Origin of the sequence: Pseudomonas entomophila (genome assembly GCF_029193575.1) — a bacterium.
GTDB classification, from domain to species: Bacteria; Pseudomonadota; Gammaproteobacteria; order Pseudomonadales; family Pseudomonadaceae; genus Aquipseudomonas; species Aquipseudomonas entomophila_G.
In genome coordinates this window covers 328,940-350,687 of the sequence record NZ_JARGCS010000056.1, presented here as the reverse complement: position 1 = coordinate 350,687, position 21,748 = coordinate 328,940, and the positions used below count along the sequence as shown (strand labels likewise).

Sequence of the window (21,748 nt, the reverse complement as noted above, 5' to 3'; positions counted from 1 at the left end):
CGCTCAACGGGGGCTGTAGCGGCCATGCCTGCCGTGGGCGGGCATGGCCTGGTTGCCGCGCTCGGCGATCATCTGGTGAATCTCGATCAAGGTTATTCCCTGGGCCTTGAGCCGAGGTATCTCGCGTTCCAGCACCTCCAGCGTCTGCGCATAAGGGTGCCCGATCAGCACCGCCGAGCCCTGCCTGCGCGCCAGCTCGACAGCGAGGCGCAGTTGCCCCGCGATGGCCTCGGGGGTGCGCACGTCATCGAGGAACACATCCCGCGAGACATGCGCCAGGCCCTGTTCCTGGGCCTTGGCCGCCGCCACGGTGGCCGCGCTGGTGCGGCTGTCGACGAAGAACAGGTGGCGGCGTTGCAGTTCGCCCATCAGCCAGGCCATCGGCTCGGGCTGGGCGGTCATGCGGCTGCCCATATGGTTGTTGATGCCAGCGGCGAACGGCACCTTGGCCAGCGCGGCGTCCAGGCGCCGGGCCAGTTCCTCGATCGGCGTGCCGGGGTGCCAGGCATACGGCCCGGTGGCCGGGTCCATAGGCATGTGCAGGATCACCGTGCGCCCGGCCTTGTGGGCCTGGCGGGCGAAGTCGGTGGCATGGGGCGTGTCGGGCATGATTGCCATCGTCACCGGGCCTGGCAGGGCGAGGGTGCGGCTGTCGCGCTCGGCGCTCTGCCCCAGGTCGTCGATGATGATGCTCATGTAGGCCGTGGCTGGCGCCGCGTGGGCGGGGCCAGCCAGGAGCAGGAACAGGCTGAACAGCAGGTAACGCATGGCGGATGGTCAGTCGCCCTTGGTGATGTTCAGGCCCTTGAGCAGGCTCAGCGCCTGGCTCAGCTGGAAGTCGTTGTCCTGTGGGCGCTCCTTGCGCTTGCCGCTGCCGGTCGGTCGATCGGCGCCGCCGTTGCCGTTGCCCAGGTGGCCTTGCAGGTCGGCTTCCTTGAAGTTGTCGTTGTCGGCCTCGGCGGTGAGCTTGGCCGGGCGCACCTCGATGTCCGGGACGATGCCCTGGGCCTGGATGGAGCGGCCGTTGGGGGTGAAGTACAGCGCGGTGGTGAGCTTCAGCGCGCGGTCGTTGGCCAGCGGCAGCACGGTCTGCACCGAGCCCTTGCCGAACGAGTCGGTGCCCATCAGCACGCCACGCTTCTGGTCTTGCAGCGCGCCGGCGACGATCTCCGAAGCCGAGGCGCTGCCGCCGTTGATCAGCACCACCAGCGGCACGCCTTCGCTGGCGTCGGCCGGGTCGGCGGAGAAGCGCAGCTCGGAGTTGGCGATGCGGCCCTTGGTGTAGACGATCAGGCCCTTGGTCAGGAAGTGGTCGGCCACTTCCACCGCCGATTGCAGCACGCCACCAGGGTTGTTGCGCAGGTCCAGCACCAGCCCGCGCAGCTTCTTGCCGTTGTCCTTGCGCAGCTTGGCCAGCGCCTTGCCCACCTCGTCGCCGGTCTTGACCTGGAACTGGGTGATGCGCACGTAGCCGTAGTCGTTCTCCAACAACTGGCTCTTCACGCTCTTGACCTGGATCACCGCGCGGGCGAGGGTCACGTCGAACGGCGTGCCGCCGTCGCGCACCAGGGTCAGGGTGATCTTCTCGCCGATCTTGCCACGCATCTTGTCGACCGCTTCGGTCATGGTCTGGCCACGGGTCGGGGCGCCGTTGATCTTGACGATCAGGTCGCCGGCCTCGATGCCGGCACGCGAGGCCGGGGTGTCGTCGATCGGCGACACCACCTTGACGAAGCCGTCTTCCATGCCGACCTCGATGCCCAGGCCGCCGAATTCACCGCTGGTGCTTTCCTGCAGCTCCTGGAAGTCCTCGGGGCCCAGGTAGGCCGAGTGCGGGTCAAGGTTGCTGAGCATGCCCTTGATGGCGTTCTCCAGCAGGGTCTTGTCGTCCACCGGCTCGACGTAGGCGGCCTTGATGCGGTCCATGACCTCGGCGAAGGTACGCAGCTCTTCCAGCGGCAGCGGCGCCTTGGCCGTCACCTCGGTGGCCGGCACCGCGGCCGGCTTGGCGGGCTTGACCGGGTCGGCGGCGACGGCCAGGGGCGCGCCGATCGCCAGGGCGATGGTCAGGGCCAGCTGGGTGAGGCGAGACGAGTGCAGCATGTCGAACGAACTCCTGATCCTGTTGGCGCCCCCACTCGGGAGCATCGGCGCAACGCCGGAATACGGTTAAGGCATCAGCCCCGGCACCACTGCGCCGGGTCCGACGGGCGGCCCTGCTGGCGAATGGCGAAGTACAAGCCTGCGCTCTCCTGGCCGCCACTGTCACCGACCGTGGAGATGGCCTCGCCAGCCTTGACGATGTCGCCGGCGTTCTTGAGCAGGCTCTGGTTGTGGCCGTACAGGCTCAGGTAACCATTGCCATGGTCGAGAATGACCAGAAGTCCGGCACCGCGCAACCAGTCGGCGAACACCACGCGCCCGCCGTGCACGGCGCGCACCTGGGTGCCTGGGTTGGCGCTGATCATCACCCCGTCCCACTTGGCCCGGGCGTCGCCACCGCGCGTATCGCCGAAGCGTGCCAGTAATCGACCATTGACGGGCCATGGAAGTTTTCCCCGGGCGGCGGAAAATGCACCGCCATAGTTGGCGCCATCGCTCGACACCAGCGGGCCGAGGGTGGTGCGCGCCTTCTTCGGCGGCTCGTCCGGCTCGGCGGCCTGCTCGCGGGCGGCGGCGGCCAGGGCTTCCTGCTTGCGGCGCTTTTCCGCCTCCTGCTGGGCCAGCAGGGCCTTCTGCCGTGCTTCCTCGGCCTCGCGGGCCTGGCGGGCGAGGGTTTCCTCGATGGTCTTGAGCACCTGGGTCAGCTCGGTCTGGTCCTGCTCGCGGGCCTGGAGTTTCTGGTCGCGTTCCTTGAGGTCGCCGTTGAGCTTGGCCAGCACTTGCTGGCGCTTGCCGCGTTCGGCTTCGAGCTCTTGCCGGCGGGTATCGAGGTTGCCGCGCTGGGCCAGCAATTGCGCCTGTTGGCGGGCAATATCCTGTTCGACGCTGGCCAGCTGGCGCAGGGTTTCGTTGAAGGCGCGCAGTTGTTCCAGGCGCGCCTTGCTCAGGTAGTCGTAGTAGGTGAGGGTGCGGGCGAATTTCTCGGGGTTCTGCTGGTTGAGCAGCAGCTTGAGGTATTCCTCGCGGCCATTCTGGTAGGCCGAACGGGCCTGGATGGCGATCAGGCGTTGTTGTTCAACGCGGGCGGACTGGAGTTTTTTTTTCTCGTGGTCAAGGCGCTCCAGCTCGCCCTCGGTCTTTTTTAGTTCTTGCTGCAGTGTCTCCACCTGCTTTTCGAGGTTGCCGATGTCGGTCTCGGTGCTCTTGAGGTCTTTCTGCACGCCGGATTTCTCTTCCTGGAGCTTGCCCAGCATCTTTTTCAGCTCGGCGATGTCCTGGCGAGTGGCGTCCAGTTGTTGCTGGGTCTGCGCGCGCTCGTCGGCGAAGGCCGGGCTGAGCAGGCATGACAGGGCTAGGAGGATCAGGGCGCGAAGCATGGAATTGGGCGTACCAGGGATGGAGACTGGCCTAGTATGCCCGCGTGGGGCGGCAAAAAAAACGCCCCGCGGCGGTTGCGGCGGGGCGTTTGTCTGGAAAAGGCCGATGTGAGGGACATGGCCCCTTGTAGGAACGGGGCAAGCCCGCTCCTGCAAGGGGTGGGGGTGTTTCAGTCGACGAGGATCGAGGTGCCGGTCATTTCCGCAGGTTTCTCCAGCCCCAGCAGCTTGAGCATGGTCGGCGCCACGTCGGCCAGCACGCCGCCTGAGCGGACCTTCAGGTCACGCTTGCCGACATAGATGAACGGCACGGGCTCGGTGGTGTGGGCGGTGTGCGCCTGGCCGGTGCACTCGTCCTCCATTTGCTCGACGTTGCCGTGGTCGGCGGTGATCAGCGCTTCGCCGCCGACCTTGTCCAGCGCCGCGACGATGCGCCCGACGCAGCCGTCCAGGGCCTCGACAGCCTTGACCGCGGCGTCGAACACGCCGGTGTGGCCGACCATGTCGCCGTTGGCGTAGTTGACCACGATCACGTCGAAGCGCTGCTGCTCGATGGCTTCGACGATACGGTCGGTGACTTCCGGCGCGCTCATTTCCGGCTGCAGGTCGTAGGTGGCGACCTTCGGCGACGGGATCAGGATGCGTTCTTCGCCCTCGAAGGGTTCTTCGCGGCCACCGGAGAAGAAGAACGTCACGTGGGCGTACTTCTCGGTCTCGGCGATGCGCAACTGGGTCTTGCCGTGCTTGGCCAGGTATTCGCCGAGCACGTTGTCCAGGCTGGCCGGGGCGAAGGCCGCTGGGGCCGGGATTTTCGCCGAGTACTGGGTCAGGCCGATGTAGGCGGCCAGCTTGGGCAGGCGCGCGCGCGGGAATTCGTTGAAGTCTGGCTCGACGAACACCCGCGACAGTTCGCGGGCACGGTCGGCGCGGAAGTTCATGAAGATCACCGCGTCGCCGTCTTCGACCGTCACCGCCTCGCCGATGCGCGTGGCCTTGACGAATTCATCGCTCTCCTCGCGGGCGTAGGCCGCTTGCAGGCCGGTCACGGCGTTGGCCGCGGTGTATTCGGCGGTGCTGTCGACGATCAGGTTGTAGGCGGCGCTGACGCGGTCCCAGCGGTTGTCGCGGTCCATCGCGTAGTAGCGGCCGATGAGGCTGGCGATGCGGCCCTTGCCGAGCTTGGCGAAGGTCGCGTCGAGCAGCTCGATCGACGACTGCGCGCTGCGCGGCGGGGTGTCGCGGCCGTCGAGGAAGGCATGCAGGTAGATCTGTTCGGCGCCACGCTTGGCGGCCAGTTCGGCCATGGCGATCAGGTGGTCCTGGTGGCTGTGCACGCCGCCGTCGGAGAGCAGGCCGAGGATGTGCACGGCCTTGCCAGCACCGACCGCCTTGTCCACCGCGCCAGTGAGCACCGGGTTGTCGAAGAACTCGCCGTCACGGATGGCCTTGGTCACCCGGGTGAAGTCCTGGTACACCACGCGCCCGGCACCAAGGTTCATGTGGCCGACCTCGGAGTTGCCCATCTGCCCGTCGGGCAGGCCGACATCCATGCCGGAACCGGAGATCAGGCCATGCGGCTGGGTGGCCCGCAGGCGGTCGTAGACCGGTGTGTTGGCGGCGAAGATGGCGTTGTATTCGGGGCTTTCGCTGTGACCGAAACCATCCAGGATGATCAGGACCAGGGGCTTGGGCGTGCTCGTCATCAATCAAACTCACGGTTGTTCAAAGATGATAAAGACACGCATTTTAGGGCAATTCGGCCAGCGACGGCGAATATTCATCGGTTTGCCCGACCAGCGCCGCCGCGCCACCCACATGAAGGCTGGCAGGGCGCCCGTCCACCGGGCTTTGGCCGGCATGGGCGGCTGTGTATACTGGCCGGCATTTTCAATCGCCTGGAACACCCCTGATGGTTGCCAACCTGATTACATTTGCGACAAACCACCTCATCCTGGTTGCGATTTTCTTCGTTCTGCTGATCCTGCTGCTGGTCAACGAAATCCGCCGTGGCGGCCAGAGCCTGAGCAGCGGCCAGTTGACCGCGCTGGTCAACGCCGAAAAGGGCCTGGTCATCGACATCCGCCCGAGCAAGGAATACGCCGCCGGGCACATCGTCGGCGCCCTGAACATCCCGCAGGACAAGGTCGCTGGCCGCATGACCGAGCTGGAGAAGCACAAGGCCAAGACCCTGATCGTGGTCGACAGCATGGGCCAGCAGTCGGGCACCATCTGCCGTGAGCTGCTCAAGGCCGGCTTCACCGCCGCCAAGCTCAGTGGTGGCGTTTCCAGCTGGAAAGCCGATAACCTGCCGCTGGTGAAGTGACATGAAGCCCGTCATCGTCTACTCCAGCGACTACTGCCCCTACTGCATGCGCGCCAAGTACCTGCTCGAGAGCAAGGGCGTGGCCTTCGAGGAAATCAAGGTCGACGGCAAGCCGCAGCTGCGTGCCGAAATGAGCCAGAAGGCCGGCCGTACCTCGGTGCCGCAGATCTGGATCGGCACGACCCACGTCGGTGGTTGCGATGACCTGTATGCCCTTGAGCGGGCGGGCAAGCTCGACGCCCTGCTCCAGGCCTGAACCACGCCTCTTTCAACACTTTAGGAAAAGGATCCGCAATGACTGACCAACAGAACAACGGCGCCGCCGAAGACAACTCCCCGCAATTCTCGATGCAGCGCATCTACGTGCGTGACCTGTCGTTCGAAGCGCCGAAGAGCCCGCAGATCTTCCGCCAGCAGTGGGAACCGAGCGTCGGCCTGGACCTGAACACCAAGCAGAAGGCCCTTGAAGGCGACTTCCACGAGGTGGTGCTGACCCTGTCGGTGACCGTGAAGAACGGTGACGAAGTGGCGTTCATCGCCGAAGTGCAGCAGGCCGGTATCTTCCTGATCAAGAACCTCGACGCCGCCTCGATGAGCCATACCCTGGGCGCGTTCTGCCCGAACATCCTGTTCCCCTATGCCCGCGAGACCCTGGACAGCCTGGTGACCCGTGGCTCGTTCCCGGCGCTGATGCTGTCGCCAGTGAACTTCGACGCCCTGTACGCGCAAGAAATGCAGCGCATGCAGGAAGCGGGTGAAGCGCCTTCGCTGCAGTAAGCGATGTCGTGTTGAATGAAAAAGCGCCTCTCGGGGCGCTTTTTTGTTGGGTCTGTGGCGGCCCCATCGTGGGGCCGGTGCCGGCCAACGCTCAGGCAAACCCTTGCTGGCGCCACGCCTCGTACACCGTCACCGCCACGGTATTGGACAGGTTCAAACTACGGCACCCCGGCCGCATCGGCAGGCGCAGGCGCTGTTCGGGCGGCAGGCTGTCCAGCACCTCGGCCGGCAGCCCGCGGCTCTCGGGCCCGAACAGGAACGCATCGCCCGGCAGGTAGGCGACTTCATGGAACGGGTGCGAGGCCTTGGTGGTGAAGGCGAACAGCCGTGGCTGGCCCAGGCTTTCCAGGCATCCGGCCAGGCTGTCGTGGCGCTTGAGCGTGGCATACTCGTGGTAATCCAGGCCCGCCCGGCGTAGGCGCTTGTCGTCCAGTTCGAAGCCGATCGGTTCGATCAGGTGCAGGGCGCAGCCGCTGTTGGCGCAGAGCCGGATGATATTGCCGGTGTTCGGCGGAATTTCAGGTTGAAAGAGGATGACGTGAAACATGCACGGCTCCAGGCACGAAGATGACGCGCATTCTAACCCCGAACCGGACCCGCGTTCGAAGGCTTGGCCGCGGGTACTGTTCTCACTGGCGATCGTCGGCATGCTGGTGGGGCTGATGATCGGCCGCCTGACCAACCCCGAGCCGCGCGTACTGGAGCAGGTGGAGGTGGTGCAGGATGGTCTGGACCTGTGGTTCAACGAAGAACCCAAGCTGCATGGCGAGAACGTCGAAGGCACGGTGGCCGTGGTGTTCCAGGCCGTGGGCAAGGTCCAGCGCGGCCAGTTGACCTTGCAGGGCAAGCCCGTGGGCTGGCGGGTGCAGAACAGCGATGAAGGGTTGGTGCTGACGCTGGTGGCCGCGCGCCCTCTGCGCGGTGAGTGGACCGCTGCAGAGGACGCCGGGCGCTGGCGGGTGCAGGTGAGGCTGCACGAATAAAAGAGGGGATATCCTGGCCTGCCTGTACCAAGGTCCCCAAAACGGGCGGTGTCGCGAATAAAAGAGGGGCTATCCCGGCCTGCCTGTACCGAGGACCCCGAAACTGGAGTTACTCAGGTTATTGCAGGGGCCGTGCCAACTTTGCCAAGGCCGGAAATCCGGGGTTTTGCGACGGTTTTGCCAGGTTTCGAGGGAATTTGTGCATTGCTGGAGTGCAGCAGGCACAGGATCGGTGCATCGGGCGTGAAAAGCATCGCGGGGCAAGCCCGCTCCTACAGGGACCGCATATCCCTTGTAGAAGCGGGCTTGCCCCGCGATGGCGTCGCTAAGGCCGATCGGCAATCAGTGATCGTCGCCCTCGTCATCATCCCCGCCGTCGACCTTCATGCCCAACTCCTTGATCTTGCGGGTCAGGGTATTGCGCCCCCAGCCCAGCAGCAGCGCGGCATCGCGGCGGCGCCCGGCGGTGTGCTTGAGGGCGGTCTCGATCATGATCCGCTCGAAGCTCGGCACGGCACTGTCGAGCAGGCTCGACTGGCCACGCGCCAGGGCCTGGTCGGCCCACTGGCGCAGGGCCTGTTCCCAATTGGTCACCGGCGCGGCGTCGTGCGGCAGGTTCAGCAGTTCCGGCGGCAGGTCGCCGATCAGCACCTCGCGGCTGGAGGCCATCACGGTGATCCAGCGGCAGGTGTTTTCCAGCTGGCGCACGTTGCCGGGCCACGGCAGGTTGCGCATGAACTCCTCGGTTTCCGGCTTGAGCAGCTTCGGCTCCACCGCCAGTTCGCGCGCGGCGCGGCCCAGGAAGTGGCGGGCCAGGGCCGGGATGTCCTCGCGCCGGTCGGCCAGGCGCGGGATGTGGATGCGGATCACGTTCAAGCGGTGGAACAGGTCTTCACGGAACTTGCCGGCCTGCACCAGCGACTCCAGGTTCTGGTGAGTCGCGGCGATGATGCGCACGTCCACCTTCACCGGCACGTGGCCGCCGACCCGGTAGAACTCGCCATCGGCCAGCACCCGCAGCAGACGGGTCTGGGTGTCGGCCGGCATGTCGCCGATCTCGTCGAGGAACAGCGTGCCGCCGTCGGCCTGCTCGAAGCGGCCCCGGCGCTGGTTGGCCGCGCCGGTGAAGGCGCCTTTCTCATGGCCGAACAGCTCGGACTCCATCAGGTCCTTGGGGATCGCCGCCATGTTCAGCGCGATGAACGGCGCCGCCGCGCGAGGGCTGTGGCGGTGCAGGGCATGGGCGACCAGCTCCTTGCCGGTGCCGGACTCGCCGTTGATCAGCACGGTGATGTTGGAGTGGCTGAGTCGGCCGATGGCGCGGAACACCTCCTGCATCGCCGGCGCCTCGCCGATGATCTCCGGGGTGCGTGCCAGGGTCGGTGGCACGTCCAGCGCCTGCTGCTCCTGGGCATGCTGGTTGGCGCGCTTGACCAGCGACACCGCCTCGTCGACGTCGAACGGCTTGGGCAGGTACTCGAAGGCGCCGCCCTGGTAGGAGGCCACCGCGCTGTCGAGGTCGGAATGCGCGGTCATGATGATCACCGGCAGGCGCGGGTGCTGCTCGCGGATCTGCGCCAGCAGGTCCAGGCCACTGGTGCCGGGCATGCGGATGTCGGAGATGATCACGTCCGGCTGCTGCCGGGCCAGGCGCCCCATCACGCCGTCGGCGCTGTCGAAGCTCTGGGTGGTCATGCCTTCCTGTTGCAGGGCTTTTTCCAGGACCCAGCGGATGGAGCGATCATCGTCGACGATCCATACGGTTTCACTTCGGCTCATGGGGCGGTGGCTCCTTGTTCCAGGGGCAGGAAGATCGAGAAGGTGGTGTGGCCGGCATGGCTCTCGCACTCGATCAGGCCCTGGTGCTGACTGATGATGTTCTGGGTGATGGCCAGGCCGAGCCCGGTGCCGTCCGGGCGCCCGCTGACCATGGGGTAGAAGAGGGTGTCTTGCAGTTCCGCGGGGATGCCCGGGCCGTTGTCGATGATCTCGAGCCGCGCCACCAGGCGATGGCGGATGTGGCCGATGGTGAATTGGCGCACCGCGCGGGTGCGCAGGGTGATGCGGCCCAGGCGCAACTCGTTTTGCGCGCCGATCGCCTGCATGGCGTTGCGCACGATGTTGAGCACGGCCTGGATCATCTGTTCGCGGTCGATCAGGACGTCGGGCAGGCTCGGGTCATAGTCACGCACCAGGGTGATGCCGCCCTGGCTTTCCGCTTCCACCAGGCTGCCGACGCGCTCCAGCACTTCGTGAACGTTGGTCATGGCCAGCGACGGCAGTTTGTTCGAGCCGAGCATGCGGTCGACCAGGTTACGCAGGCGGTCGGCTTCCTCGATGATCACGTTGGTGTAGTCGCGCAGGCCATCCTCGGGCAGTTCCCGGGCCAGTAGCTGGGCGGCGCCACGGATGCCGCCGAGGGGGTTCTTGATCTCGTGGGCCAGGCCGCGCACCAGCATCTTGGTGGTTTCCTGCTTGGACAGCTGGGCCTCTTCCTTGGTGATGCGCAGCAGCCGGTCGCGTGGGTGCACCTCCAGCAGCAGCAAGGTCTGGCCCTGGTGCAGGATCGGCGTGACGGCGTAGTCGACGGTGATGCTTTGCCCGGTCAGGGAGGTCAGCTGGGCTTCGCGCTTGGTGAACGGGTGCGCCTGCTCCACGGCCTGGCGCAGGGAATTGAGCGCTTCGGTCGACTCGGTGAACAGTTCGCTGATGAATTGGCCATGGCTGCGCTGGCCGCTGACGGCCAAGAGCATTTCCGCCGCCGGGTTCATGTACTCCAGGCGCAGTTCGCCGTTGAGCAGCAGGGTGGCGGTGGTCAGGTTATCCAGGAGCAGACGGTGCTGTGCATCGCTGATGGTCATGGGGCGTCGGTGACCTCTTTTGGCGCTTTTCCGGCACATGGCGCCCCTGGCCGGGCCAGGGGCGGGCACGCAGGTGATCCGCTGATGCGAGGAAAATGCAAGAACCAAACCAAGGCTCCGAAAAGAAGCGGAATTTCCCGATAAAGACCTGAATCTGCGCAAATTCGGCACAGAAAGCCTGGGTTTACCGTTTCTTGTGACCTAATTTGGGTTGCATTGCGGGGCGCTCAGCGCTTTAGTGCACCAATATAGAGCATAGAGCTTTACGGCTGTTGGCACAGTTGCGCGGTGGCGCGGATCATCGCCAGGCGGCGCGGTGTGTCAGGGGCATGATGGATCAGGCTATCGGCCAGGTGCTCTTGGCACTGCGGCAGGGCCTGGCGATCGAGGTCGGCCAGTTGCCGCAGCAACTGCGCCTGTAGCTGATCGAGTTGCGGGCGAACCTCGCTGGCCAGGTCGCGGCGTGGCCGATCCGGTGCCTGGCGTGCACGGTGCCACTGACTGAGCAAATGGTACTGGGCGAGCTTGTTGGCTTCGATCTGGTCGCTGAAGAACGCCTCGGCACGTTGCGCCGACAGGCCGTATTCGGCGGCTGCCTGGCGCACGCTGGCCAGGACCTGTTGCTCGCGTTGCGGCGCCTGCACCGGCTGGCGGTTGTCCCATTTGTGCAGGGCCACTGCTTCGGCGAGGTCGAGGCGCTGCTCGATGCTGGCCAGCAAGGGGGCCAAGGTGGGGTGGGGCACGCTGCTGCGCATGCAGCCGGATAGCGCGAGCAGGCAAAGCAGGGGCAGGGAAAGGGAGCGCATGGGGTGTTCTCCGGGGGTAGGGGAGGCCCAAGTGTGCTGGCTGATACTTGCGCTGCGGGTAGGACGCGTCCGATCTGGCTGAGTGTAAAAGCAGAAACGGCTTCCCGAGGGAAGCCGTTTCCAGTGATGAAGGCGGCGGCAGGCGCCGCTCACATCAGACGCTGTAGTACAGGTCGTATTCCAGCGGGTGAACGAAGGTGCGGACCTTGATTTCTTCTTCGGACTTCAGCTCGATGTAGGCATCGATGAAGTCGTCGGAGAACACGCCGCCCTTGGTCAGGAACGCGCGGCCTTTGTCCAGCTCTTCCAGGGCCTCTTTCAGGCTGCCGCACACCTGCGGGATTTCCTTGGCCTCTTCAGGCGGCAGGTCGTACAGGTTCTTGTCGGCGGCATCGCCTGGGTGGATCTTGTTCTGGATGCCGTCCAGGCCGGCCATCAGCAGGGCGGCGAAGCACAGGTACGGGTTGGCTGCCGGGTCCGGGAAGCGCGCTTCGATGCGGCGCGCTTTCGGGCTGGAAACGTACGGGATGCGGATCGAGGCGGAGCGGTTGCGAGCCGAGTAGGCCAGCATCACCGGGGCTTCGAAGCCAGGCACCAGACGCTTGTAGGAGTTGGTGGCCGGGTTGGTGAAGCCGTTCAGGGCCTTACCGTGCTTGATGATGCCGCCGATGAAGTACAGGGCGGTGTCGGACAGGCCGGCATAGCCTTCGCCGGAGAAGGTGTTCTTGCCGTCTTTGGAGATCGACATGTGAACGTGCATGCCCGAGCCGTTGTCGCCGTACAGCGGCTTCGGCATGAAGGTCGCGGTCTTGCCGTAGGCGTCGGCGACGTTGTGCACGCAGTACTTCAGGGTCTGAACTTCGTCAGCCTTGGCGACCAGGGTGTTGAACTTCACGCCGATCTCGTTCTGGCCGGCAGTCGCCACTTCGTGGTGGTGAACTTCGACGACCAGGCCCATTTCTTCCATGGCGTTGCACATGGCGGTACGGATTTCGTGGTCGTGGTCGCACGGCGGAACCGGGAAGTAGCCGCCTTTGACGGCAGGGCGGTGGCCCTTGTTGCCGCCTTCGACGTCGCCGTCGGTCATCCACGAGCCTTGCTCGGAGTAGATCTTGAACATCGAGCCGGAGATGTCGGACTTGAACTTGACCGAGTCGAAGATGAAGAACTCTGGCTCCGGGCCAACGAAGACGGTGTCACCGATACCGGTGGTCTTCAGGAACTCTTCGGCGCGCTTGGCGATGGCGCGCGGGTCGCGGTCGTAGCCTTGCATGGTGGACGGCTCGATCACGTCGCAGACCAGGATCAGGGTCGGCTCTTCGGTGAACGGGTCCAGCACGGCGGACGCGTCGTCCGGCAGCAGGATCATGTCGGAGGCTTCGATGCCTTTCCAGCCTTCGATCGACGAACCGTCGAACATCTTGCCGGCTTCGAAGAACTCGTCATCCAGCGCATCGCGAGCGGGCATGGTGACGTGGTGCTGTTTGCCTTTGGTGTCCGTGAAACGCAGATCAATCCACTTGACGTCATGATCTTTGATGAGTTGAACCGACTTCGACATGTTGTCCTCCGGATGGTCTAGGGCGCGGTGGGCCGCTGCCCTGGAAAAAGGGTGTCGCCGGGCGCGCATAGTCGGCCAAGCTTACCTGCCTCACAAGAGAGCAAATTGCATGCCAGTGCCCGAAAATGGCGAGGGCGGGACAAAAAAGGGCGTTTGCGGGCATCTGGCAGGGTGATTTGCCATTTCCGTGCACCTATAAGAGGCGTTTTTGGCATTGGTTGCACCATTATGGTGCTCGCCTGTTTGTGCGGGCCTCATCCCGGGGCAAGCCCGCTCCTGACAGGTATCCCACTGCTCTCACGGACAACGGCGTGGGTGTAGGAGCGTGCTTGCCCCGGGATGAGGCCGGTAAGGCCCACCGATCAACCTTCTGTACAAAAGTTGCTCAAACCTTGAGCAATTTCCGCTATAATTCGCGCCCCTCATTTTCGGCAGGCCGTGGGCGCGCTGTTTACCAATGAAACTTATCGTCAAAGTCTTCCCCGAAATCACCATCAAGAGCCGGCCGGTGCGCAAGCGCTTCATTCGCCAGCTCGGCAAGAACATCCGCGTCGTGCTCAAGGATCTGGACCCTGAGCTCGCGGTCGATGGTGTCTGGGACAATCTCGAAGTGGTCACCCGCGTCGAAGACGAGAAAGTCCAGCGCGAAATGATCGAGCGCCTCACCTGCACCCCGGGCATCACCCACTTCCTGCAGGTCGAGGAATACCCCCTGGGCGACTTCGACGACATCGTCGCCAAGTGCAAGCAGCACTTCGGCCACCTGCTGGCCGGCAAGCGCTTCGCCGTGCGCTGCAAGCGCGGCGGCCACCACGACTTCACCTCGATGGACGTCGACCGCTACGTCGGCAGCCAACTGCGCCAGCAGTGCGGCGCCACCGGCATCGACCTGAAAACCCCGGAAGTGCTGGTGCGCATCGAGATCCGCGACCAGCGCCTGTACGTCATCCACAACCAGCACAACGGCATTGGCGGCTACCCCCTGGGTGCCCTGGAGCAAACGTTGGTGCTGATGTCCGGTGGCTTCGACTCCACCGTGGCGGCCTACCAGATGATGCGCCGCGGCCTGATGACCCACTTCTGCTTCTTCAACCTCGGCGGCCGCGCCCACGAGCTGGGCGTGATGGAAGTGGCCCACTACCTGTGGAAGAAGTTCGGCAGCAGCCAGCGCGTGCTGTTCATCAGCGTGCCGTTCGAGGAAGTGGTCGGCGAGATCCTCAACAAGGTCGACAACAGCTACATGGGCGTGACCTTGAAGCGCATGATGCTGCGCGGCGCCGCGCGCATGGCCGAGCGCCTGGACATCGACGCGCTGGTCACTGGCGAGGCGATCTCGCAGGTGTCCAGCCAGACCCTGCCGAACCTGTCGATCATCGACTCGGCCACCGACAAGCTGGTGCTGCGCCCGCTGCTGGCCAGCCACAAGCAGGACATCATCGACACCGCCTACCAGATCGGCACCGCCGAGTTCGCCAAGCACATGCCCGAATACTGCGGGGTGATCTCGGTGAACCCGACCACCCATGCCAAGCGCCACCGCATGGAGCATGAAGAGAAGCAATTCGACATGGAGGTGCTGGAGCGCGCCCTGGCGCGTGCCAAGTTCATCTCCATCGACCATGTGATCGACGAGCTGGGCAAGGACATCGAGATCGAGGAAGTGGCCGAGGCGCTGCCGGGCCAGATCGTCATCGACATCCGCCACCCCGATGCCCAGGAAGACCAGCCCCTGGCGCTGGACGGCGTCGAGGTGCAGGCCCTGCCGTTCTACGCGATCAACAGCAAGTTCAAGCACCTGGATGCCAACCGCCAGTACCTGCTGTATTGCGACAAGGGCGTGATGAGCCGTCTGCACGCCCACCACCTGCTCAGTGAGGGACATGCCAATGTGCGTGTTTATCGTCCGGCATAAAACGCCAGGGCTCTATGGCGGCAGCATCCGCCATCGCCCTCCCGACCCCCGGGCCCGCTGAGCCTTTTACCTTCATATTGGCCGCCTAAGCTGGCGGCAACCGAATCCTCTGATCGAGATACAGTTGTGATCGAAAATCTGCGTAACATCGCCATCATCGCCCACGTTGACCATGGTAAAACCACCCTGGTCGACAAACTGCTGCGCCAGTCCGGCACCCTGGAGCGTAACGAGCTCAACGACGAGCGCGTCATGGACTCCAACGACCAGGAAAAAGAGCGCGGTATCACCATTCTGGCGAAAAACACCGCCATCAACTGGAATGGCTACCACATCAACATCGTCGACACCCCCGGCCACGCCGACTTCGGTGGCGAGGTAGAGCGCGTGATGTCGATGGTCGACTCCGTGCTGCTGCTGGTCGACGCACAAGACGGCCCGATGCCGCAAACCCGCTTCGTGACCAAGAAGGCCTTCGAAGCCGGCTTGAAGCCGATCGTCGTGATCAACAAGGTCGACCGTCCGGGCGCGCGTCCTGACTGGGTGCTGGACCAGATCTTCGACCTGTTCGACAACCTCGGCGCCACCGACGACCAGCTGGACTTCCAGGTTGTCTACGCCTCGGCCCTGAACGGCATCGCCGGTCTGGACCACACCGCCATGGGCGAAGACATGACCGCGCTGTACCAGTCGATCGTCGACAACGTACCTGCGCCGAACGTCGACCGTGACGGTTCGTTCCAGATGCAGATCTCGGCGCTGGACTACAACAGCTTCCTCGGCGTTATCGGCGTTGGCCGCATCGCCCGTGGCCGCATCAAGCCGAACACCCCGGTCGTCGCCATCGACACCGACGGCAAGAAGCGTAACGGCCGTATCCTCAAGCTGATGGGCCACCACGGCCTGCACCGCGTCGACGTCGAAGAAGCCCAGGCTGGCGACATCGTCTGCATCAGCGGTTTCGACGAGCTGTTCATCTCCGACACCCTGTGCGCCCCGGACGCGGTAGAAGCGATGAAGCCGCTGACCGTCGACGAGCCGACCGTTTCGATGACCTTCCAGGTCAACGACTCGCCGTTCTGCGGCAAGGAAGGCAAGTTCGTCACCAGCCGTAACATCAAGGACCGTCTGGACAAAGAGCTGCTGTACAACGTTGCCCTGCGCGTTCAGGAAACCGATTCCCCTGACAAGTTCAAGGTATCGGGCCGTGGTGAGCTGCACCTGTCGGTTCTGATCGAAACCATGCGTCGCGAAGGCTTCGAGATGGCTGTAGGCCGTCCTGAAGTGATCATCCGTGAAGTAGGCGGCGTGAAGCAGGAACCGTTCGAGAACGTCACCATCGACATCCCTGAAGAATCCCAGGGCAAGGTCATGGAAGAGATGGGCCTGCGTAAGGGCGACCTGACCAACATGGTGCCGGATGGCAAGGGCCGTGTTCGCCTGGAATACAACATTCCAGCCCGTGGTCTGATCGGTTTCCGTAACCAGTTCCTGACCCTGACCAACGGTGCAGGCATCCTGACCTCGATCTTCGATCGCTACGACACCATGAAGTCGGGCCAGATGTCCGGCCGTCTCAACGGTGTACTGGTTTCGGTCGAGACCGGCAAGGCACTGACCTACTCGCTGGAAACCCTGCAGGCGCGCGGCAAGCTGTTCGTCGAGCACGGCCAGGAGATCTACAACGGTCAGATCATCGGCCTGAACAGCCGTGACAACGACCTGGGCGTTAACCCGACCAAAGGCAAGAAGCTCGACAACATGCGTGCTTCGGGCAAGGACGAAGTCATCGCCCTGGTGCCGCCGGTTCGCCACACCCTCGAGCAGGCCCTGGAGTTCATCCAGGACGACGAGCTGTGCGAAGTCACGCCGAAGTCGATCCGTCTGCGCAAGAAGATCCTCGACGAAGGCGAGCGTACCCGCGCTGCCAAGAAAGCCAAGAACTGATCCTGGTTCTAGCTGAATGAAAAACGCCCCCGGTCGAAAGGCCGGGGGCGTTTTTTTTGGTGCCGTGTATCTGTGTCGGCCCTATCGCGGGGCAAGCCTGCGATAGGGCGCCGTGCCGGGGCTACAGGGCTATCGCCCTGCCACCTTGGGCTTGTACGCGCAGTACCCCGGCCGCGGCCCGACCTTGGGGTGGTTGCGGCAGGTGTCCGGGCGCTTGTCATAAATGGTGCACAGCCGGCTTTTGCGGTCCAGATAAAGGCAGTCGTCGTTGCTCATGCGGGTCAGGGTGAAGATCCCCGACTTCTGGTTGAAGCGCTCGATGATGCCCTCTTTTTGCAGGCGCTTGGCGATGTTCTTCGGTGGCTCGTCCTGCTCGAACGCGTCCACCACGCCAATGCGGATCAAGTCCTTGATCTTCACTTCGACGGGCAGCGTGCAGCAGGTCGAGTGGCAACCCCCGCACATGTGGCTGGCATAGCGCTGCCAGGTTTCCAGGCGGTCGACTTCGGCGGCGGCGATCAGGGTCGGTTTCATGGTTGCGGTTTTATTCTTGCAAGGGAAATCACGGTTTTGGGGCGCGCGATGATACCGGAGTTGTTCAATTTGTGAACAACCTTTTGCCCGATTCAGCCTGGGTGGATGAAAACCGCGAACCGTCGCTGTCGCTCCGTGTCAGAGCGTCTAGGCTGAACACTCTCCCAGCGCTTTCGCCCACTTGCCCCCCGAGGATGCCTCATGTCCCAGGAACCCAAAGCCCGTGACGCCAAAGCTCATGCCGCCGAGGTGGCGGATTTCCGCGCCGCCGTGCTGGCCAAGCTGACCTATGCGGTCGGCAAGGACCCGGAGCACGCATTCGACCACGACTGGTTCGAGGCCATTGCCCTGGCCGCCCGCGACCACATGGTCGACCACTGGATGGACCACACCCGGCAGGCCTACCGGCGTAGCCAGAAACGCGTCTACTACCTCTCCCTGGAATTCCTCATTGGCCGGCTGCTGTACGACAGCCTGAGCAACCTCGGTTACCTGGAGATCGCCCGCGAGGCCCTCGAGGGGCTGGACGTGGACCTGGAACGCATCCGCCTGCTGGAGCCGGACGCGGCGCTGGGCAACGGTGGCCTCGGGCGTTTGGCCGCGTGCTTCATGGAAAGCATGTCGACCCTGGGCATCGCCGCCCACGGCTACGGCATCCGCTACGAGCACGGCCTGTTCCGCCAGGCGGTGGTCGATGGCTGGCAGCAGGAGCAGACCGAGAATTGGCTGGACTTCGGCAACCCCTGGGAGTTCGAGCGCGCCGAGGTGATCTACCCGATCAGCTTCGGTGGCAGCGTCGAGACCGTGCAGGACGCCCACGGCCAGCAGCGCCAGGTGTGGTGGCCGGGCGAGACGGTGCGGGCGGTGGCCTACGACACGCCGGTGGTCGGCTGGCGCGGGGCCAGTGTCAACACCCTGCGCCTGTGGCGCGCCCGCGCCCTCGAGGAATTGCACCTGGAGCGCTTCAACGCCGGCGACCACCTCGGTGCGGTGGCCGAAGTGGCGCGGGCCGAGAGCATCTCGCGGGTGCTGTACCCCGCCGACAGCACCGAGGCCGGCCAGGAACTGCGCCTGCGCCAGGAGTACTTCTTCGTCTCGGCCTCGCTGCAGGACCTGCTGCGCCGCCACCTGAACATGCACAAGGACCTCTCCAACCTGCCCGGCGCGGCGGCGATCCAGCTCAACGACACCCACCCCTCGATCGCCGTGGCCGAACTGATGCGGCTGCTGGTCGACCAGCACGAGGTGCCGTGGGACAAGGCCTGGGAGTTGACCGTCGGCACCCTGGCCTACACCAACCACACACTGTTGCCCGAAGCCCTGGAAACCTGGCCGGTGGCGCTGATGGAGCGCATGCTGCCGCGGCACATGCAGATCATCTACCTGATCAACGCCTACCATATCGATGCCCTGCGGGCCAAAGGGCTGCACGACTTCGACGTGCTGCGCGCGGTGTCGCTGATCGAAGAGGACAACGGCCGCCGGGTGCGCATGGGCAACCTGGCGTTTCTCGGCTCGCACAGCGTCAACGGCGTGTCGGCGCTGCACAGCAAGTTGATGAAGAGCACGGTGTTCGCCGAGCTGCACAAGCTCTACCCGCAGCGCATCAACAACAAGACCAACGGCATCACCTTCCGCCGCTGGCTGTACCAGGCCAACCCGCCGCTCACCGCGATGCTGGTCGAAGCCCTCGGCGCCGAGGTGCTGGACGACCCGGAAGGCAAGCTCAAGGCCTTGGCGCCGTTCGCCGACAAGGCCACCTTCCGCAAGCAGTTCGCCGCCCAGCGCCTGCACAGCAAGCGCGCGCTGGCGAGCATCATCCAGGACCGCATCGGCGTCACGGTCAACCCCGAAGCGCTGTTCGACGTGCAGGTCAAGCGCATCCACGAGTACAAGCGCCAGTTGCTCAACCTGTTGCACACCGTGGCGCTGTACCAGGCCATCCGCAACGACCCGGGCATCAACTGGGTGCCGCGGGTGAAGATCTTCGCCGGCAAGGCGGCGGCCAGCTACCACCAGGCCAAGCTGATCATCAAGCTGGCCAACGACATCGCCCGGGTGGTGAACAACGACCCGACCGTGCGCGGCTTGCTCAAGGTGGTGTTCCTGCCCAACTACAACGTCAGCCTGGCCGAGAGCATCATCCCGGCGGCGGACCTTTCCGAGCAGATCTCCACCGCCGGCTACGAGGCCTCGGGCACCAGCAACATGAAGTTCGCGCTCAATGGCGCGCTGACCATCGGCACGCTGGATGGCGCCAACGTCGAGATGTGCGAGCAGGTGGGGGCGCAGAACATGTTCATCTTCGGCCTTACCGCCCAGCAGGTCGAGGCACGGGGGCGTGCCGGGGACTTCGGCGCCGCTGCCGCGATCGCCGCCTCGAACCGGCTGAGCGACGTGCTGCAGGCGATTCGCAGTGGGGTGTTCTCGCCCGACGACCCAGGGCGTTACGCGGGGCTGATCGACGGGCTGGTGGCCTATGACCGCTTCCTGGTGTGCGCGGATTTCGATGCCTACTGGGATGCCCAGCGGCGGGTCGAGGAGCTGTGGCATACACCGCAGGAGTGGTGGCGGATGGCGGTGCTCAACACTGCGCGGATGGGCTGGTTCTCGTCGGACCGGACCATTCGCGAATATGCCAGCGAGATCTGGAAGGCCTTGGATTAGTGCGAGGCGCCAGTGCCGGCCCTATCGCGGGGCCGCCGCCGACCAACTGCCTGAACTCATTGCCCGAACCGCCGTCTGATCCGCCAGGCGAGTCTCTTCGCTCGCTAGGCTGTCACTCTCCCTGTAAACTGCGGGGGTTTTCTACCCCTTTCCACTTCGGAGCCATACATGTCCCGCGTTACCCTGAGTCGCTATCTGATTGAGCAGACCCGCAGCAACAATACCCCTGCCGATCTGCGCTTCCTGATCGAGGTGGTGGCGCGTGCGTGCAAGGAGATCAGCCACCATGTGTCCAAGGGCGCCCTGGGCGGCGTGCTGGGCAGCATGGGCACCGAGAACGTGCAGGGCGAGGTGCAGAAGAAGCTCGACGTGATCTCCAACGACATCCTGCTCGAAGCCAACGAGTGGGGCGGCCACCTGGCCGGCATGGCCTCGGAGGAGATGGACAATGCCTACCAGATCCCCGGTAAATACCCGAAAGGCGCCTACCTGCTGGTGTTCGACCCGCTGGACGGCTCGTCGAACATCGACGTCAACGTCTCGGTCGGCACCATCTTCTCCGTGCTGCGTTGCCCGAACGAATACCTGAGCCAGAACGAGACCCTCAACGAGAACGCCTTCCTGCAGCCAGGCACCCAGCAGGTCGCCGCCGGCTACGCGATCTACGGCCCGCAGACCATGCTGATCCTGACCCTGGGCAACGGCGTCAAGGGCTTCACCCTGGACCGCGAGCTGGGCAGCTTCGTGCTCACCCACGAGAACATCCGCGTGCCGGAAACCACCGCCGAGTTCGCCATCAACATGTCCAACCAGCGCCACTGGGAAGCCCCGGTGCAACGCTACGTGGGCGAGCTGCTGGCGGGCGAGACCGGCCCATTGAAGAAGAACTACAACATGCGCTGGATCGCCTCGATGGTTGCCGACGTGCACCGCATCCTGACCCGTGGCGGCCTGTTCATGTACCCGCGCGACGCCCGTGAGCCAAGCAAGCCGGGCAAGCTGCGCCTGATGTACGAGGCCAACCCGATGTCGTTCATCATCGAGCAGGCCGGCGGCGCCTCCACCAACGGTTACGAGCGTATCCTCGACATCAAGCCTGAGAGCCTGCACCAGCGTGTGTCGGTGATCCTCGGCTCGAAGGAAGAGGTCGAGCGCGTCACCGCCTACCACAAGGAGTAAACCATGCTCGCACCTTGGCAGCCGTTGCTGGAATGGTGGTTCGGTTGGGGCACCAGCCCCCAGGCCGTGGCTGACGAGAAGAGCACGCTGTGGTTCGGCAAGCACCATGACGACGAGGCGCGCGAGCGCTTCGGCGATCTGTGCGCGCAGGCGCTGGCGGGCGGTCTCGACGAATGGCAGCAGAGCCCCCAGGGCTGGTTGGGGCTGATCCTGCTGCTGGACCAGCTGCCACGCATGCTCCACCGTGACACGCCGCTCGCCTTTGAAGGCGACCGCCGCGCCCAGGTGGTGGCGATGCAGGGTTTGCAGAAGGGCTGGGACTACCAGTTGCTGCCGATCCAGCGGGTGTTCGTGCTGCTGGTGCTGGAGCACGCCGAGGTGCTGGACTGGCAGAACCTGTGCGTGGAGCGCTACCAGGCACTGCTGGAAGAGCAGCCCGAAGCCAACCGCCGGCTGTTCGAAGGCTTCCTGGATTACGCCGAGCAGCACCAGCGGGTGATCGCCCGGTTCGGCCGCTTCCCGCACCGCAACCTGGTGCTGGGGCGGCCGAGCACCAGTGAAGAGATGGATTTCCTGTTGGAGCCTGGCTCCAGGTTCTGACGCTGAGGCGCCCCCAATCGCGGGGCGCCGCTGTTTTCAGGTGCTGAAACTCCCCACCCACTGCTTCAACCGCTCGACCTGGTGCTCCAGGGTCATTGCAGGCACGCAAGGTGCTCTGC

Annotated in this window: 19 protein-coding genes; 9 read left to right on the top strand and 10 right to left on the bottom strand. The window is 64.5% G+C overall.

Features of this window, described 5'->3' with window-relative positions:
• Positions 1–3: 3 nt before the first annotated feature.
• The 4 genes from P0Y43_RS25340 to gpmI all read right to left on the bottom strand — a co-directional run bounded on the left by P0Y43_RS25340 (position 4) and on the right by gpmI (position 5,182).
• Positions 4–768 (bottom strand): divergent polysaccharide deacetylase family protein, encoded by a 765-nt coding sequence (locus tag P0Y43_RS25340; RefSeq protein ID WP_275639988.1) that lies wholly within the window; start codon positions 766–768, stop codon positions 4–6.
• 9 nt (positions 769–777) lie between these two features.
• Entirely contained in the window at positions 778–2,103 is a 1,326-nt protein-coding gene (locus P0Y43_RS25335; RefSeq protein ID WP_275639987.1) for a S41 family peptidase, read from the bottom strand.
• 74 nt (positions 2,104–2,177) lie between these two features.
• The gene (locus tag P0Y43_RS25330) at positions 2,178–3,479 is read right to left on the bottom strand and encodes a murein hydrolase activator EnvC family protein (protein ID WP_275639986.1); all 1,302 of its coding nucleotides are present in this window, start codon (positions 3,477–3,479) and stop codon (positions 2,178–2,180) included.
• A gap of 170 nt (positions 3,480–3,649) precedes the next feature.
• Complete coding sequence (gene gpmI, locus P0Y43_RS25325; RefSeq protein ID WP_275639985.1) at positions 3,650–5,182, bottom strand: 2,3-bisphosphoglycerate-independent phosphoglycerate mutase; 1,533 nt, start codon at positions 5,180–5,182, stop codon at positions 3,650–3,652.
• A gap of 206 nt (positions 5,183–5,388) precedes the next feature.
• Between gpmI and P0Y43_RS25320 the strand changes: the two genes are divergently transcribed.
• Genes P0Y43_RS25320 through secB form a run of 3 tightly spaced genes read left to right on the top strand, consistent with a single transcriptional unit; the run spans position 5,389 to position 6,579 of the window.
• A complete protein-coding gene (locus P0Y43_RS25320) occupies positions 5,389–5,802 on the top strand; it encodes a rhodanese-like domain-containing protein (RefSeq protein ID WP_275639984.1) in 414 nt (137 codons plus the stop codon).
• A 1-nt stretch (position 5,803) separates the two neighbouring features.
• Positions 5,804–6,058 carry a glutaredoxin 3 gene (gene grxC / locus P0Y43_RS25315; protein WP_275639983.1) on the top strand — a complete coding sequence of 85 codons (255 nt, stop codon included), beginning with the start codon at positions 5,804–5,806 and terminating at the stop codon, positions 6,056–6,058.
• A gap of 38 nt (positions 6,059–6,096) precedes the next feature.
• On the top strand, positions 6,097–6,579 hold the full coding sequence (secB, locus tag P0Y43_RS25310; RefSeq protein WP_275639982.1) for a protein-export chaperone SecB: 483 nt from the start codon (positions 6,097–6,099) through the stop codon (positions 6,577–6,579).
• A 91-nt stretch (positions 6,580–6,670) separates the two neighbouring features.
• Here the strand turns inward: secB and P0Y43_RS25305 are convergent, their stop codons facing one another.
• On the bottom strand, positions 6,671–7,126 hold the full coding sequence (locus tag P0Y43_RS25305; protein ID WP_275639981.1) for a tRNA (cytidine(34)-2'-O)-methyltransferase: 456 nt from the start codon (positions 7,124–7,126) through the stop codon (positions 6,671–6,673).
• Between P0Y43_RS25305 and P0Y43_RS25300 the strand changes: the two genes are divergently transcribed.
• Complete coding sequence (locus tag P0Y43_RS25300) at positions 7,125–7,562, top strand: hypothetical protein (RefSeq protein WP_275639980.1); 438 nt, start codon at positions 7,125–7,127, stop codon at positions 7,560–7,562. The genes P0Y43_RS25305 and P0Y43_RS25300 overlap by 2 nt on opposite strands.
• Before the next feature lie 342 nt (positions 7,563–7,904).
• On the opposite strand, the gene ntrC is transcribed toward P0Y43_RS25300, so the two are convergent.
• The 4 genes from ntrC to glnA all read right to left on the bottom strand — a co-directional run bounded on the left by ntrC (position 7,905) and on the right by glnA (position 12,790).
• Complete coding sequence (gene ntrC, locus P0Y43_RS25295) at positions 7,905–9,341, bottom strand: nitrogen regulation protein NR(I) (protein WP_275639979.1); 1,437 nt, start codon at positions 9,339–9,341, stop codon at positions 7,905–7,907.
• Positions 9,338–10,423: a nitrogen regulation protein NR(II) gene (glnL, locus tag P0Y43_RS25290; protein ID WP_275639978.1), complete on the bottom strand. Its 1,086-nt coding sequence runs from the start codon at positions 10,421–10,423 to the stop codon at positions 9,338–9,340. Before glnL ends, ntrC begins: the two co-directional genes overlap by 4 nt.
• Before the next feature lie 263 nt (positions 10,424–10,686).
• Positions 10,687–11,229: a chorismate mutase gene (locus tag P0Y43_RS25285; RefSeq protein ID WP_275639977.1), complete on the bottom strand. Its 543-nt coding sequence runs from the start codon at positions 11,227–11,229 to the stop codon at positions 10,687–10,689.
• Between the two features lie 154 nt (positions 11,230–11,383).
• The gene (gene glnA / locus P0Y43_RS25280) at positions 11,384–12,790 is read right to left on the bottom strand and encodes a glutamate--ammonia ligase (RefSeq protein ID WP_275639976.1); all 1,407 of its coding nucleotides are present in this window, start codon (positions 12,788–12,790) and stop codon (positions 11,384–11,386) included.
• Between the two features lie 457 nt (positions 12,791–13,247).
• Between glnA and thiI the strand changes: the two genes are divergently transcribed.
• On the top strand, positions 13,248–14,702 hold the full coding sequence (gene thiI / locus P0Y43_RS25275; RefSeq protein WP_275639975.1) for a tRNA uracil 4-sulfurtransferase ThiI: 1,455 nt from the start codon (positions 13,248–13,250) through the stop codon (positions 14,700–14,702).
• Between the two features lie 126 nt (positions 14,703–14,828).
• Positions 14,829–16,649 carry a translational GTPase TypA gene (gene typA / locus P0Y43_RS25270; protein ID WP_275639974.1) on the top strand — a complete coding sequence of 607 codons (1,821 nt, stop codon included), beginning with the start codon at positions 14,829–14,831 and terminating at the stop codon, positions 16,647–16,649.
• A 129-nt stretch (positions 16,650–16,778) separates the two neighbouring features.
• On the opposite strand, the gene P0Y43_RS25265 is transcribed toward typA, so the two are convergent.
• Positions 16,779–17,183 carry a YkgJ family cysteine cluster protein gene (locus P0Y43_RS25265; RefSeq protein WP_275639973.1) on the bottom strand — a complete coding sequence of 135 codons (405 nt, stop codon included), beginning with the start codon at positions 17,181–17,183 and terminating at the stop codon, positions 16,779–16,781.
• 201 nt (positions 17,184–17,384) lie between these two features.
• Here P0Y43_RS25265 and P0Y43_RS25260 point away from each other — a divergent pair, with 201 nt between their 5' ends.
• From P0Y43_RS25260 to P0Y43_RS25250, 3 genes are all read left to right on the top strand, one after another.
• Positions 17,385–19,850, top strand: coding sequence for a glycogen/starch/alpha-glucan phosphorylase (locus P0Y43_RS25260; RefSeq protein ID WP_275639972.1), 2,466 nt, complete (start codon positions 17,385–17,387; stop codon positions 19,848–19,850).
• Positions 19,851–20,018: 168 nt separating this feature from the next.
• Entirely contained in the window at positions 20,019–21,029 is a 1,011-nt protein-coding gene (locus tag P0Y43_RS25255) for a class 1 fructose-bisphosphatase (RefSeq protein ID WP_054895279.1), read from the top strand.
• A gap of 3 nt (positions 21,030–21,032) precedes the next feature.
• Positions 21,033–21,629: a DUF924 family protein gene (locus P0Y43_RS25250; protein WP_275639971.1), complete on the top strand. Its 597-nt coding sequence runs from the start codon at positions 21,033–21,035 to the stop codon at positions 21,627–21,629.
• Positions 21,630–21,748 lie beyond the last annotated feature (119 nt).